Annotated in this window: 14 protein-coding genes; 3 read left to right on the forward strand and 11 right to left on the reverse strand. The window is 49.4% G+C overall.

From position 1 onward, the window contains the following. Positions 1-737 precede the first annotated feature (737 nt). The gene (locus H8730_RS13730) at positions 738-1,361 is read right to left on the reverse strand and encodes a hypothetical protein (RefSeq protein WP_249289984.1); all 624 of its coding nucleotides are present in this window, start codon (positions 1,359-1,361) and stop codon (positions 738-740) included. A gap of 145 nt (positions 1,362-1,506) precedes the next feature. Then, positions 1,507-1,893, reverse strand: coding sequence for a PH domain-containing protein (locus H8730_RS13735; protein WP_177714904.1), 387 nt, complete (start codon positions 1,891-1,893; stop codon positions 1,507-1,509). Positions 1,894-2,203: 310 nt separating this feature from the next. Here H8730_RS13735 and H8730_RS13740 point away from each other — a divergent pair, with 310 nt between their 5' ends. Further along, positions 2,204-2,806, forward strand: coding sequence for a phosphatase PAP2 family protein (locus H8730_RS13740; protein ID WP_346726583.1), 603 nt, complete (start codon positions 2,204-2,206; stop codon positions 2,804-2,806). A gap of 103 nt (positions 2,807-2,909) precedes the next feature. Here the strand turns inward: H8730_RS13740 and H8730_RS13745 are convergent, their stop codons facing one another. The 5 genes from H8730_RS13745 to H8730_RS13765 form a co-directional block, all read right to left on the reverse strand. Then, a complete protein-coding gene (locus H8730_RS13745) occupies positions 2,910-3,923 on the reverse strand; it encodes a glycosyltransferase (protein ID WP_177714908.1) in 1,014 nt (337 codons plus the stop codon). An 89-nt stretch (positions 3,924-4,012) separates the two neighbouring features. Beyond that, entirely contained in the window at positions 4,013-4,501 is a 489-nt protein-coding gene (locus tag H8730_RS13750) for a VanZ family protein (RefSeq protein WP_177714910.1), read from the reverse strand. After that, positions 4,488-5,657 carry an AI-2E family transporter gene (locus H8730_RS13755; protein WP_177714912.1) on the reverse strand — a complete coding sequence of 390 codons (1,170 nt, stop codon included), beginning with the start codon at positions 5,655-5,657 and terminating at the stop codon, positions 4,488-4,490. Before H8730_RS13755 ends, H8730_RS13750 begins: the two co-directional genes overlap by 14 nt. A gap of 36 nt (positions 5,658-5,693) precedes the next feature. After that, positions 5,694-6,857 carry a zinc metalloprotease gene (locus tag H8730_RS13760; RefSeq protein ID WP_177714914.1) on the reverse strand — a complete coding sequence of 388 codons (1,164 nt, stop codon included), beginning with the start codon at positions 6,855-6,857 and terminating at the stop codon, positions 5,694-5,696. Positions 6,858-7,086: 229 nt separating this feature from the next. Further along, positions 7,087-7,926, reverse strand: a complete 840-nt coding sequence (locus H8730_RS13765; protein ID WP_177714916.1) for an Mrp/NBP35 family ATP-binding protein — start codon at positions 7,924-7,926, stop codon at positions 7,087-7,089. Between the two features lie 450 nt (positions 7,927-8,376). Here H8730_RS13765 and mgrA point away from each other — a divergent pair, with 450 nt between their 5' ends. Further along, positions 8,377-9,381, forward strand: a complete 1,005-nt coding sequence (gene mgrA / locus H8730_RS13770) for an L-glyceraldehyde 3-phosphate reductase (RefSeq protein WP_177714918.1) — start codon at positions 8,377-8,379, stop codon at positions 9,379-9,381. 180 nt (positions 9,382-9,561) lie between these two features. Further along, positions 9,562-10,842 carry an MFS transporter gene (locus H8730_RS13775; RefSeq protein ID WP_177714920.1) on the forward strand — a complete coding sequence of 427 codons (1,281 nt, stop codon included), beginning with the start codon at positions 9,562-9,564 and terminating at the stop codon, positions 10,840-10,842. On the opposite strand, the gene H8730_RS13780 is transcribed toward H8730_RS13775, so the two are convergent. The 4 genes from H8730_RS13780 to H8730_RS13795 are packed head-to-tail and all read right to left on the reverse strand — an operon-like array spanning position 10,811 to position 14,113. Further along, a complete protein-coding gene (locus tag H8730_RS13780) occupies positions 10,811-11,920 on the reverse strand; it encodes a THUMP domain-containing class I SAM-dependent RNA methyltransferase (RefSeq protein WP_177714921.1) in 1,110 nt (369 codons plus the stop codon). The genes H8730_RS13775 and H8730_RS13780 overlap by 32 nt on opposite strands. Next, the gene (locus H8730_RS13785) at positions 11,917-12,435 is read right to left on the reverse strand and encodes a dihydrofolate reductase (RefSeq protein WP_177714923.1); all 519 of its coding nucleotides are present in this window, start codon (positions 12,433-12,435) and stop codon (positions 11,917-11,919) included. The genes H8730_RS13780 and H8730_RS13785 overlap by 4 nt, the downstream gene beginning before the upstream one ends. Further along, positions 12,435-13,226: a thymidylate synthase gene (locus H8730_RS13790; protein WP_177714924.1), complete on the reverse strand. Its 792-nt coding sequence runs from the start codon at positions 13,224-13,226 to the stop codon at positions 12,435-12,437. The genes H8730_RS13785 and H8730_RS13790 overlap by 1 nt, the downstream gene beginning before the upstream one ends. Then, entirely contained in the window at positions 13,223-14,113 is an 891-nt protein-coding gene (locus H8730_RS13795; protein ID WP_177714926.1) for a metallophosphoesterase family protein, read from the reverse strand. The genes H8730_RS13790 and H8730_RS13795 overlap by 4 nt, the downstream gene beginning before the upstream one ends. Positions 14,114-14,144 lie beyond the last annotated feature (31 nt).

A 14,144-nucleotide genomic window follows, 5' to 3' on the forward strand; every position in this document is an offset into this window, starting at 1 on the left:
TTGTATTCCAGTACCAAAGCCTTGTCAATCCTTCGGCCCGCATCGTGGGCGACAAACTGCCGGACATGGTGCAGGTATTTTTCCATAGTGGCCGCGCTTTTCTCCGCTTCCTGTAAGGCTGTCTCGTATGGCGGTATCATGCTTTCCTGTAGTTTTTGTCGTTTCATTTTTATCCCTCCGGCACTTAATATTACCCTCTTATTGTACCGATCTATTATACCGGATAAATAAACAGATTGTTTTTTGTTCCCACTATTTTCAAGATTTCACAAAACGGCTTGTTGGGGAGCCTCCCCAAACCCGGCACTTCGGACCTCGCCGCCGCTAAACTGCGCTATGCGACTTCGGGCCAAAATCGAGCTGATGACAAACCTTATATAATTTCTTTTCTCTACATAACCCAGTGTTTGTTGGTTGACAACTGACACAAAAAAAGATGCCTCCTGGCATCACTCCAAACATTTTATCATCCGTTTTAGATTTAAAGCCATAGCCGATAAGAGGCAGTGCGTTTCCGCTGCCTCTACCCCTCTCCTATATAGCTTTCTTACATTATGTCTCGCTTTCCGCACGGTAAACCCTGCAGATATTGAATTCCTCCCGTTCAAGGCTGCGCAGTATCAGCTGTTTCCAGGCGGGACGCTCCGCAGAACTTCTAAAATGCTGCTCTGCGGAGCGTATCCAGTTATCGGTTTGCTGTCGCTCCTGCTTGGAATCTTTTCAAAGAAAATTCGGACCTAAAGAACCTGGACCCGGAAGGCCACAGTCTGTGGTGGTATGCTCATTGTCTGAAAATCGGCATGTGTGACTTCAACCAACTGACCTGCGCGTAAGGCCTGCAATGGAATTGGCCTGCCATTTCTGTCTAAAATCACAGTTTCATTCGTGACAGTAAATCTCATTTGCTTGCTGATATCGCGGGGATCTCCTACAAGAAAAACATGATGTCTTGGATCGACATGGACAATCCGGTCCGTCCTTGTCAATCTTGAAGGGGGAGCTGGCGGCTGTGGATTCTGCCCTCTCCGCAGCACGACGATCTGGAAGGCATTGGTCTGCGGCGGACGGCTGTTTGGCAAAAATGGAGAAAAGTCAACATCCAGCCACATCCCAGGGCGGATCTCATGCAGACTCACCGGCAAGCCGATTTGATTCCTGATGAGTGTATTGCTCGTTACATTTAATCTCAGAAGTTCGATATAGGTCATGTTATTTTGTCCTCTGACCGCATAGGAAATGAGTATCGTACCAGTTCTTCTTCCGCTGTCCGTGTTAACTTCCTCGACCAAAGCATTTCGAATGTGCCAGACAAATCTGTCACGCGTTATTGTTCCACGAGAATCTGCGCCTATGGAATTCATGGGCAACCTCCATCCATACTATTGTCATATCTCAGTATATGTCGTGGCTGCGCTATATGTGTCAAATTTCAATTGAACCGCGGAGTATCAACAAAAGAGCGCCCTTCTCCCCTTTGGAAACGAGCGCTCTTCTGTTCTTCCAAACCTATTCGTGCATGTCCAGGTCATCCTCGGCGTCATCCATCAAATATTCGCGGCCCGCGATCCGTTTGCGGTCCCGCTCCTGCTCCACAAGATCGGATAGCAAATCCTTGACAAAAGACGGGCGCTTGACACTTTGAATGTCAAATTCAGGCGTCGACTTATCCGCTGAACAGCAATGAATTGTTCCCACTCCAAAAATCCGCTGTCCAAAGGACCGCTTCAATGTCAAATCCATAATGCGGTACAGGCGTACCTCCTCCTCGCGAATGCTGAACACACCTGTCCGAATCAGCAATTTTTCCACTGTAACCATGTACTTTGTAAAGGACCAGGGCAGGCCGAACAAAGTCCGCTTCCGATCACTCCACTGATATTCCGTCTCCGGCATTTCCTCATCTCCTTCTCATGCCACCGCGCGGCAACTCCACATCCTCTGCCGGCAATGCCTCTATTGACACTGTATCATATTTCGCCCTCATTTTCAATAGCTATGCCTCCGTCTTGTTTCTTAATTTAACCTTAAGTATCTTGCTTTTCAAAGCTGTGTTGTGCTATAATAAGGCATCGAAACATAGATTGCAGTGAGACTAAGAAAGGATTGACGCAGCTTGAAAGAATTTTTTAAGAAGTACCGTCATGCTTGGGTCCTTCTCTATTTTTTTGTATACATGGCTTGGTTTTTAATACTAGAAAACACAGTGACAACACAGTATCACAGCGTTCACATATGGTTGGATGACTGGATTCCTTTTAACGAGTTCTTTGTCATCCCCTACCTGTTGTGGTTTCTCTATATCGCGATCTCCGTGCTGTACTTCTTTTTTGCCGCGCCGCGGGAAGAGTACTATCGATACACGGCGTTTCTTTTCATCGGAATGACCATATGCCTCATCATCTACAGCATATGGCCCAATGGTCAGGATCTGCGTCCGAATCAATTTCCACGGGAGAATCTCCTCACGGATCTGGTGCGGTACCTGTATTCCACTGACACGCCGACCAATGTATGTCCCAGCATTCATGCCTTCAACTCCATCGCAGCCCATATCGCCATCTGCAAAAATAAAAAGTTGGGGACAAACCGATGGATTCGATACGGCTCCCTGGTCTTGATGGTCTCCATCACGCTGTCCACCATGTTTTTAAAGCAGCATTCCGCTTTCGACGTGATCTGTGCGTTGATTTTGAGTGGTATCATGTATAAACTTGTCTACGCAACTGATTACACCATGCTTTTTCGCCGCTTTCACAAAAGGAGAAACAGTACGGGGGTTGAGGCTGATATCCCCCCAAGATTATAGAATTATGTCCGCCCTCGGCGGACTTTCTCCAAAAAAAACTCCTCTAGGATGATGTTGCATCGTTCCATCCTAGGGGAGCTTTTTTGTCAAACTTTCATAGATTTTAATTAAACCCATAGATCTTTTGTGAGATCTTATAGCAGGCCAGCTGAAATTTCCGCCCCGCCTTTCCCTTCAGACTCACCCCGATTCCCATGACCGTGTGCCGAAGCCGCCGGTAGAGCCGAACATCTTTGGCCTTCATATACTCCCACAATTCTTTCTTTTTCGCCATATTTTCCGGCAGATCGGATTTAATCGCCAGGATTGAGGATACTGTGGTAATGATCGCCAGATAATTTAACATATATTTTCGCAGCTTCCGCGGCGCCAAATCCATAATCGGAATATCCATCATCAGTTTATTGACTAAAATCTGTTGGTCAATTCGCTTGATCATAACCTGTTCGTTGACCGACTGATCCTCCCGCCCGATGAAATAGCGGTAGAAATTCACATTTAGATAGTACATCGTCTTGACATGTGGCAGCGGCTCATAGACAAACAGATTGTCCACGTAGAAGGTATGTTTCGGCAGCTCCAGACCACAGTCCCGCAAAAGCTGCGTCCGATAGATAACGGAATGCATTAGAATATACTGGCCTGTGCGGAATAGACGGATATCCCGCCATGTAAAGATCCGATTCTGCGGAAGGGCCGACCGATAGCTCATGACGCGCTTGCGCTTCGCCCCCTGCTTCTCATAGACAAAATTCGAAATCAGCAAATCCAGATTCTTTTGCCCTTGGAGCATAGAGCGCAGAACGTCCAAAATCTGAGCGTAGGCTTCCGTATTCACCCAGTCATCGCTGTCCACAACCTTGAAGTAGGCACCTGTCGCGTTGCGCAGCCCAGCATTGACCGCCTCCCCGTGACCGCCGTTCTCCTGGTGAATCGCCTTGACGATCGTCGGATATTTCGCTGCGTAGGCGTCTGCAATCTGGGCTGTTTTATCCTTAGATCCATCATCGACGATTAAAATCTCAACATCGTCCCCGCCCGTCAGCAGTGTCGATATGGCCCGTTTCATGTACGCCTCCGAGTTATAGCAGGGTATTGCAATCGATAATACTTTCACAGATTTTCCTCCTCACACATAGTGGTTTCAAAATGACGGCCAGGCAAATCGGCTGCCGCTATACAAGGCCGCCGCAAGGCGGCCATCTTCTATTCCCCTGTCTTCATGTGTTGGTTGGCTCGCCGGCGCTGCCTCACACCATGGATCCCAAAGCGGGCTGCCAAATACAACAATAAGCCTGTCGCCGCACCGCATGTGTCAATGAATACATCAAAGGCACGCATCGCCCGGCCAGGCACGAAGTATTGATGGACCTCATCTGTGACCGCGTAGGCGGCCGATAGTAACAGCGCAAGCCCGATCCCTTTTCGCAGTGAGACCCCGGATGCGCGGAACGCGACTGCCAATAAGATGGCGAGAATAAAATAAACGCCAAAATGAGCCCCTTTCCGCAGAATCATTTCCCAAAAGTCCGTCTGTTCCGTTGAAAAATGAAAAAAGGCAAGGATCTTCTCCAGGAGGGATCCACTTAAATCGCCGGACTGCGCCCCATTCTGCGCTGAAAATAAGAAGATAACGACCATCCAAATCAATACAGCGGCCCACGATATGACGGCCCGCACTTTACCCTTTCTCATGACTCTGTGTAATCTCCAATCCATCCTTGATCGAGGATATTTTCTTATCATGCTTGTACTGGATCAGATCGAGCACAATGGTTTTCAGCAGCGCTGCCACAGGGATCGCCATAAGCATTCCCAATAATCCAAAATAGGCGCCGCCGACTGTGATCGCGATAATGACCAGCAGCGGATTGAGCTTTAGCGAACCGCTTAGCAGTTTGGGCTGCACGATATTGCCATCGATCTGCTGCGCCGCGATGAGCAAAATCCCTGCGATAATTGCCGCACTCACCCCGTCAGTCAAGAGGATGACGAGCACAGCCACGCCCCCGGCGATGATGGCGCCAAAGCACGGAATCAAATTTCCAACGCCGACTAGGGGCCCTAGCAGCGCTGCATACTCCACTCCGGCTAAATAAAAGATGACCGTCATAACGGCTCCCAGAAGCCCTGCATCCAACAACTGACAGAGCACAAATTTAGCGAAGTACTCATGGATCTTGCCCATATATCGAATCAATAACTCCTGATGCTTCTTCGGCATCGCCAAATCCAGTAGCATCACTGCCATCCGCTTTAATTGACGGCGGTAGAGCAATATATAGACCGCGGTGATAAATGCCAAAACCGCGTTTACGATAAACCTCGACGCGCCAACCAGCCCTTGTGCGTAGGCGGCGGCATTCTCAGATTTCATGATCGACTGAATTTTCTCTTCGAAGGAGACCCTCCCTAGAAGAGCATCGAGATCAATCTGAAAGTCTAGCAATCGACTGTTGTTGACGGCCTGTACCCATTTTTTGACTTGTCCATAGTATTCCGGCAGTGCGTCAATGACTCCTTGGATTCCCTTCATGACGCCCGGTGCCACGATGCTGACCATCGCGGCGAGGAGTAAGATCAGTCCAACGAGGACAGTCCATACGCTCAGAGTCCGGGCTCGCTTCTTTAAAAATCTATTTGAGGATGCTTGGAATCTCTGTTCAATCTTAATACAAGGGATCTGCAGGAGATACGCCAGCACGAATCCCACTAGAAAGGGTGCGATGATCCTAAAAAACCTACAAACCGCATCCACCAGAAGGGGCATATGACACGCTAACTGATACACTAGTATAAGGCCAGCAAAGAATAGAAACCACCGCACTGGACGCGACCATTTTTTTCCCATCGCTTTAGTTCCGCCTTTCGCTTACAGAATCTAAAGCTAGTATTGCCAATCCTCCTGCGTCCATTCTCGAATTTCAGCGCCCATCCCGGCAAGCATTTCCTTTTCCGCTTCCACTGCCGCGGGATACAGACTGTATTTTGCCGCTCTCCATGCGCTATGCAACATCTTCTCTCCCTGCTCTTTATCCTTTTCAACGAATAAAAGATACGAAGCCAAAATGCGCTTTTTCTCCAATGTTGCCTGCTTTACCAGGTATTCCTCCAGATCGTCGGTAAAGAGTTGACGAGCCCTCTGCCGGTCACGGCGGAGGTAGGCGTAATAAAACAATAGCTCCCCACTCAGCTCCTGCTGGATGAACATGGGAAGAGAGTCCCGCGCGCGGTAGAGCTCCCCTAGGAGTGCCCCTGCTTTCGTATACTCCTTTTGATAGAAACGAATCGAATATTCCATCATCTTGAGTGTCGCTATATTTTCTTCTGAAATATCCGGTGTTTCTGATGGAAGCTGAAAGAGCGAATCCGGAAAATCGGTCAGCGGCTGCCCTTCTGAGAGAAGAACCGCCAATCTTGTCTGGTGGAAAACCGCTTGCCGCACATCCGCGCTGTGTGACATCTTTCGGACGTTCATCCCGTCATTCGCTATTCCACCGATATGTAAAGGGATTCCGTTTAAAAAAGCAAACAAGAAGCCGACGATAGCCATACACAGGAAAAGAGAGGATAGCAGGGATCCCTGGCGATGCGGCAAGAAACCATAGGCCGCCAAAGAAATACCTCCTGTCAGGAGATTACAGAAGCATCCCCCCAAAAAGTAGGCGACAAATGGAGTATTCTCCAGCGCTCTGTCCGGAGGACTCATCAGACATTGACCACTGGTACCAGGCACGTTCAGCCTTCTTATCCGCAGATGCCCGCCTTCCCTCGCGACGGTGCAGGATGCAAAACGAAAAAAGATAAAACGATAGCCGCTAATTTTTCCCCAAAAAAGATGTCCCAGCTCATGAAACAAAATCTGCGCATAGACAGCCACATATAGAGAAGCAACCAGCAGAACAATCTTCCCCAGAAACAGGACAGCCCCGTCCCCAGGCCGATAGCGAAAGGCCACAATATAACCGAGCACACCGCCAACCAGCATATATGACAGATAGATCACTATGTCCAGCAGTCTGCTCTTCCAGCGGCCCTGTTCTCTCTCCATCTCTCCTATCCTTCCTCGCCCTAAGATTCACACCCATATTTATTATAGCACAGCCTGTTTTTTTTCACAACTGTTGCCCCTTTTTTTAATAAATCTTAAGAACCTCAAATAAGGGGGGAACTACGAAAACCCGCGTCAGACCTTCCTATAGGATAAAAACGGACGCCACTGCGATTGTTGCGGCAATAGCAGTGGCGTCCGTTTATCACTCCAGTCAGGGCAGCTTGGCTTATTCCTCCGAAAGCAGACCTTTCAGGGCTGAGACTGCGCCGGGAAGATACTCACACTCCATCGCCTCTATCTCACCTCTGTCACAGGTAGCCGCGAGTTCCGGGTCGATGGGCATTCGGCCCAGAATATCCAGCTTGTATCGAGCCGCCGTCTCATCCAAATGGCTCTCCCCGAACAGTGCGATCTTCTTGCCACAGTCGGGACATTTGACATAGCTCATATTTTCAATCAGACCTAATACAGGAATGTTCATCATTTTCGCCATATTGACGGCCTTGGCCACGATCATCGACACCAGCTCCTGTGGGGATGTCACCACGATGATCCCGTCCAGCGGCAAAGATTGAAAGACCGTCAGCGGTACATCGCCTGTTCCTGGCGGCATATCCACCAGGAGGTAGTCAACGGAATCCCAAATGACGTCGGTCCAAAATTGTTTCACCGTTCCGGCCAAAATCGGACCTCTCCACACGACAGGGTCTGTCTCATCGTTCAACAGGAGATTGACAGACATGATTTGAATACCGCCATTGCTTTTTCCAGGCAGAAGCCCCTCTTCGCAGGCGGCTGCCTCCTTTACGCCAAAGGCTTTGGGAATCGAGGGCCCCGTAATATCCGCATCCAAAACACCGACGGCATACCCCGCTTTCTTCATCGCTACAGCCAGCGTCGAGGTTACCATGGACTTTCCGACCCCACCCTTTCCGCTGACAATCGCAATTACCTTCTTTATGCTGCTTTTTGCATGGGGCGCTTCGATAAAACTCTTCGGGTCTCGGGAGGAACAATTCTCGCCGCAGCTTTCACAATTATGGGTACAATTTGTTTCCTGTTCCATGATCAATCCATCTCCTTCAATTATTTGTCTTGACATCTATTCGTCATGGTTCACTTCGACGGCGCAGGCCAGGTCTGCCCATCCGCTCGTTTCCTTATTCTTCCCATCCTTATGCATTGGATATCATCATACCATTGATAGGAAAAAAATGCAAGTCCCAAAGCACGCCATAAGTCCAATCAATGTGCAAATTCTGTTCCGAAACTCTCCATTATTTCGAGAATCCTTGTCACAGGCTAGCAAATATGGTATAATAATCGCATTAGCGATTATACGCGCCGGCCGCGCGGTGAGCGAAGCGAACAATCCGCTGCGCGGACGTGTGCAAGCTGCGGAGCTATATCATGGCCGGAGGCCATGGTATACTATATTTCAATTGTACCGATTGAAAAACAGGAACCATATCTCAGGGTTGAAGGAATTCAAAATTAAAGAAAGAAGGGATTGCACATGCACTATACTCCCGACGATACCCGCTATGACAGCATGACCTATAACCGATGCGGCGTCAGCGGTCTAAAACTGCCAGCTCTCTCTTTAGGGCTCTGGCACAACTTCGGCCGCGCTGACTCCTTTGAGGTTAGCGCCGCCATCGCTCGAAAGGCCTTTGATCTCGGCATTACGCATTTTGATCTCGCCAACAACTATGGTCCCCCTCCCGGTGGGGCGGAAGAAACCTTCGGCCGCATTTTGAAAGATGACTTTGCCTCTCACCGCGATGAACTTATCATCTCCACCAAGGCAGGGTATACTATGTGGCCCGGCCCGTACGGTGACTGGGGATCGCGCAAATATCTCATATCGAGTTTAGATCAGAGCCTTCTGCGACTGGGATTAGACTATGTGGATATTTTTTATCATCACCGCCCGGATCCGGAAACCCCTCTGGAGGAGACTATGGCGGCACTCGACCATATCGTGCGCCAGGGAAAAGCCCTGTATATCGGAATCTCGAATTACAGCGCAGATGAAACAAAAAAAGCCATCCGCATACTGCGGGATTTGGGAACCCCCTTGCTGATTCATCAAGGTCGGTATTCCATGCTCAACCGTCAACCGGAAGAGGGCCTGCTGGATCACCTGGAAAGAGATGGCGTTGGCTTCATCGCATTCTCCCCTCTGGCACAAGGTCTTTTGACAGAACGATACCTCGAAGGAATCCCGCAAGACTCCCGCGCTGCAAAAACCACCTCTCCCTTTTTGAAGCGGGACGATATTACACCTGGCATGTCGGTAAAAATCCGAACTCTTCACAATATGGCGCTGGAGCGCAATCAGACATTGGCTCAGATGGCCCTTTCCTGGGTATATCGAAATCCTGGCGTTACATCCGTTCTCGTGGGTGCTAGCCGCCCAGAGCAGCTGGAGGATTCCGCAGGCTTCCTTCGCAATCTCGAATTTTCAAAGGAAGAACTTTTGCGGATTGAAAGAATTCTATCTCGAACCGAGGAATAGGATATACCCACAGGGTGTAATTTGTCTATAGGAAAGTCCGCTGTGCGGCGGATCTAGAAAAGTTCGCGAAAGCGAACTTTTTATTTGCGCATTTTTTTGGTTTTATATTGATTTTTGTGTTAAAATATTGTATTATAATCATATTACAACATTTTAACACATCAGGAACTGGAGGCTTCTATGAAAAAACTTCACCTACCTGCGCAAATTCATCAGTTTTTTTGGATCTGTTGGCTCATGTATTTTTGCACCTATCTGGGCCGTCTAAATTTTACCGCTGTCATGGCGGAGCTCATCACAGCACAAGGGATCACCAACGCCCAGGTAGGGCTTATCAGCAGTGCTTTCTTTTTCGCATATGGTTTGGGACAGGTCGTCAATGGCTTTGCCGGGGATCATATAAACCCTAAGCGCCTCGTCTCTCTTGGGCTTAGTCTCTCTGTCGCCGCTAACCTCGGAATGGGGGTATCCAGCTCCTATGTCATGATGCTCGTCGTCTGGGGAATCAATGGCGTTGCACAGTCCATGGTCTGGTCGCCTCTTCTCCGCACTTTGTCGGAATATCTGCGCTTTTGCGACTGCGAAAAGCTGCTTGTCCATATGTCCACCACCTCCCCTGCGGGAACGATTGTCGCCTATCTAATGTGTAGCCTTCTTGTGGCGTGGACCGGCTGGCGCGCTGTCTTTTTCGCAGGCGGCGCTTTTATGCTCATTGCCGTGATTCTGTGGCAGGTGGGACTGTCTCATCTTGAAAAAAAGGCTTCCTTTGTGGATGACGAGGAAATTCTAACTGCCGACATAGAAAAACCGGACCGTCACACGTCCTCCTTGCCGGTCCGGATGCTTCTCATCATACTGGCGGTTGGTCTAGCCGCCGCGCTACATGGATGTCTGAAAGATGGCATTATGTCCTGGACTCCAACCTTCCTGAACAATACGTTTATGACGCCGCCTGCCGTGTCCATCGCCCTAACAATGGCCATTCCGATCATCAACCTGGCCGGCGTTTACGGCGCGCACTATATCAATCAGCGGCTTTTTCGAAATGAGGTGTTAACCGCTAGCTTCTTCTTTATGCTCACGCTGATCAGCGTGATCTTGAATCTAGTATTGGGTCACCTTCATCTCGCCCTCGCGCTTCTGCTCCTCGGCCTTATGACAAGCGCCATGCACGGCGTCAATATCATGGTAATATCCCTGATCCCCATCCGGTTTACCCCCTATGGAAAAGTATCAACCATCACAGGGATCTTAAACTCTATGACATACCTCGGAAGTGCAATCTCGGGCTACGGATTTGGATCGCTGCTGGATCACTATGGCTGGGAAACCACCCAGCTCTCCTGGTGCGCCTTGGCCTTTGTAGGATTCGCGCTGTGCGGCGCAACCGGCGTCTTTTGGGCTCGATTCTTGCGGAGTCCGAAGCCTTTCACCGAAAATACATATACAGATCACATTTAATCATTCCGTTATACAGCTTTCGCTTTTTGTCTGCTTTCCGCCCGAAAAGGACTTCAAAATTTTCATGGGGTGTGATGATATAGTAGGAATGTCTTGGCTTTGGAGCAAAGACCACGCCCATGACACCGTACAGTGTCTCCGCTTCTTTTCGTTCAAACATCCGCTCGCCGTAAGGAGGGTTGCACAGGACCACGGCTTTTTCCGTTCCCATGGCATAGTGGCGCACATCCCTCTTCTCCACGCGAATTTTTGAGGCAACGCGCGCCTTCTTGGCATTTTCCTTTGTCAGGGAAACGCAATGCTCATCGACGTCATAGGCAAAAGCCTGAAAATCCGCATCCTTTTTTATCTGATCTCGAGCCAGCTCTCTCTGCTGCGCAAAAATATGGTTTGGGAAGGAATCCCACTGCTCACAGGCAAAGCGGCGCAGCAACCCTGGCGCAATGTTCATGGCCTTCATCGCAGACTCGATGGCAAAGGTTCCCGACCCACAGAATGGATCACAGACAATGGAATCCGGATGGACCCTTGCCAATTCCACAATTCCAGCCGCCAACGTTTCCCGTATGGGAGCCATGTTCGAATTCTGGCGGTATCCGCGCTTGTGAAGCCCTTGCCCAGATGTATCTAACACAATCAGGGCTTCATCTTTCAGAATAGAAAATTGAACCTGAACGAGACTGCCGGTTTCCTCAAACCAGGACTGTCCGTAGGCCTCTTTCAGCTTTTCCACGATGGCTTTCTTTACAATCTTTTGACAGTCCGGCACGCTGTGCAGCTTTGAATTCAGCGACCAGCCTTTGACGGGAAAGGCATTGTCCCGACCAATAAATTCTTTCCAGTCGATGGCCTTAACCCCTTGAAATAGGGCTTCAAAGCTCTCTGCGCGGAAGCGATTCAGGACAATCTGGACACGCTCCCCGCAGCGCACTTGGATATTCGCCTTTGCCACATCATGAAAATCTCCATCAAAAAAAACCCTGCCATTTTCGGCAACTACTCCCTGAAAGCCCTTCCAGCGCAGCTCGTCCGCCACGATTCCTTCCAGGCCGAACAGGGTGGGAATCACCATCATCATTGGGATTGTTCTCCTCCTTTTACGGGGAGTTCTCTTCTCCGGTAGGTGATAAACTCGTACCTCGTATCATGCTCCTCCATACTTGGCCCTCTGTCGGCCATTATCCAGTGTTCCGGCGAAATCTCTGGAAAGAAGGCATCTGCGTCATAGGTTTTATGAATCCGCGTCAGATAAATCACAGACGCGTAGGGCATTGCCTCCTTGTAAATCTGGCCTCCCCCTATGACAAAGATCTCCTCCTCTTCCGCCTCATAGCGCTCCAAAGCGCCTGCCAAATCCGAAATCACTTGAACCCTTGGATGGGGATTGCAGAAATCGACGTCCCTTGTGACGATAATATGCTGCCGTTTCGGAAGAACTCCTGGCAGGGATTGAAATGTTTTACGGCCCATGAGCATTGTCCTTCCCAGTGTCAGAGCTTTAAAATGCTGCAAATCCCCAGGCAGATTCCAGGGCATCCTCCCATCTTTCCCGATTTCATTATTCTCACCGGCAGCCGCGATCAAGCTAATCATTACACTGCCACCTCCATAGAGATTTTATCATGGCTCTTATATCCTATCAGCTTAATGTCCTGTATCTGAAACGCATAAAAATCCTGAATCTCAGGATTGATCCACAGAGCCGGCGCTTCAAAGGCCTCCGCCCGTCTCGTCAGTTGCAGCCGGATTCCCTCCACCTGATTCTCATAGATGTGGGCATTATTGATCACGTGGGTCAGCATGCCAGGTCGCAAATTCGACACCTGGGCCAGCAAATGTACCAGCACCGCATACTGCGAGGTATTGAACGGAACCCCCAGTCCCCAGTCCCCGCTGCGCTGAACAAGCATACAATTGAGCCGCCCATCTGTCACGTCCCACATGGTGAGAAAACAACAGGGGTAGAGCGCTCCCGTATCCAAATATGGGATTTGCCAAAGGTTTAGCATCATTCTTCGATCCTGTGGATTCGTTTTTAACTGTTCCAACAGTGTATCCATCTGATGAAATTTTTGGACAACCCATCCATATGAGGTTCCGATCGTTCCATCCTCCATCTCCCATTCATCCCAGATATGGACATTCTGTTCCTGCAACCGCTTCACGTCATTGGATTGTTCCTTAAAAATCCAGAGCAGTTCTCTAACGGCGGTCTTAAATGCCACCTTTTTCGTGGTTAGGATCGGAAATTCCCGCTCTAGATCAAATTGCATACTCTGATGGGGCAACTTATAGGTGGAGACGCCTGTCCGATTGGTATCATAATACCCATGATCCAGAATATTCTGTGCAATTGTCAGATACTGTTCATCATATAAACTCATGTAGAAAGATCTCCCTTCTTTGGTTCCTCAATTCCCGTTTCGTAAAAGGCCTGTTCCATGATTGACAGCGGAATCTGGCCCAGTTCCGCGCTCACGCCCGCCTCCTTGGCAATGCGCTGTGCGGCTTTTACCATATGCAATTGGTGGTTGACCCCTGTGCGAAGGCTCTGCACCACCGCTCTCGTCCAGAAAGATCCCTTTTCCATAAGCCCCGATGTCTTGCAGCTCTCGATCACATCCTCAATGTTGTAGGACAGATGGCGCAGCTGGGGAATCCATCTCCCCCCTTCCCACTCAATCGTGGCAAACGAAATACCAGGATCGCCGGATATGGAAAAACATACGGAGCCAGGATTCATCAAAACTTTATCCCCCTGCTGTAGAATAAACTGTTTGTGGGAGTGCCCGCAGATCATATACGGCACCGGCAATTCATTGAGAACCTGCTGCGTCAGCTCCTCCTTCCCCTTCGTATTCAACAAATCCCGCATGGATCTCGGGGAGCCGTGGGTGACGAGTATAGGTTCCGTTCCTTGAATCCGAATTAGCGTCTGTCTGGGCAGACGCTCCATGAAGTCAAAATCCTCCGGCTCTAGAGACTCATAGGTATATAACAGCGATCCGTAGGATGTGCCATATTTCCATTCTTTTGTATCGCAGTCCCGGTAATCCAACATATACTGTTCCCGGTTGCCCCGCACAATCCACGTCCGGTACTGTCCCATGGTCTCCCGAATTCGAGTCAGAACCTGATGGGAATGCGGAAAATCGCTGACATAATCTCCAACGTACACAATTCCGTCGATTTCTTCCTTCTGGATCCATTGTAGGCAAGCATCCAGCGCGTGAATGTTTCCATGGATATCGCTTAGCAAGGCTAAAACCAAAATGTACCTCTCCTTTCCGTCAAGTTTCATT

The sequence above is a fragment of the Bianquea renquensis genome (assembly GCF_014384895.1).
In the GTDB taxonomy this organism is placed as follows: Bacteria; Bacillota; Clostridia; order Lachnospirales; family Bianqueaceae; genus Bianquea; species Bianquea renquensis.

What these genes read in the sequence shown, in the direction of transcription:
- H8730_RS13730 (WP_249289984.1), bottom strand. Translation starts at nt 1,361, where the DNA reads ATGAATTCCATAGGCGCAGATTCTCGTGGAACAATAACGCGTGACAGA.
- H8730_RS13735 (WP_177714904.1), bottom strand. Translation starts at nt 1,893, where the DNA reads ATGCCGGAGACGGAATATCAGTGGAGTGATCGGAAGCGGACTTTGTTC.
- H8730_RS13750 (WP_177714910.1), bottom strand. Translation starts at nt 4,501, where the DNA reads ATGAGAAAGGGTAAAGTGCGGGCCGTCATATCGTGGGCCGCTGTATTG.
- H8730_RS13755 (WP_177714912.1), bottom strand. Translation starts at nt 5,657, where the DNA reads ATGGGAAAAAAATGGTCGCGTCCAGTGCGGTGGTTTCTATTCTTTGCT.
- H8730_RS13760 (WP_177714914.1), bottom strand. Translation starts at nt 6,857, where the DNA reads ATGGAGAGAGAACAGGGCCGCTGGAAGAGCAGACTGCTGGACATAGTG.
- H8730_RS13765 (WP_177714916.1), bottom strand. Translation starts at nt 7,926, where the DNA reads ATGGAACAGGAAACAAATTGTACCCATAATTGTGAAAGCTGCGGCGAG.
- mgrA (WP_177714918.1), top strand. Translation starts at nt 8,377, where the DNA reads ATGCACTATACTCCCGACGATACCCGCTATGACAGCATGACCTATAAC.
- H8730_RS13775 (WP_177714920.1), top strand. Translation starts at nt 9,562, where the DNA reads ATGAAAAAACTTCACCTACCTGCGCAAATTCATCAGTTTTTTTGGATC.
- H8730_RS13780 (WP_177714921.1), bottom strand. Translation starts at nt 11,920, where the DNA reads ATGATGATGGTGATTCCCACCCTGTTCGGCCTGGAAGGAATCGTGGCG.
- H8730_RS13785 (WP_177714923.1), bottom strand. Translation starts at nt 12,435, where the DNA reads ATGATTAGCTTGATCGCGGCTGCCGGTGAGAATAATGAAATCGGGAAA.
- H8730_RS13790 (WP_177714924.1), bottom strand. Translation starts at nt 13,226, where the DNA reads ATGAGTTTATATGATGAACAGTATCTGACAATTGCACAGAATATTCTG.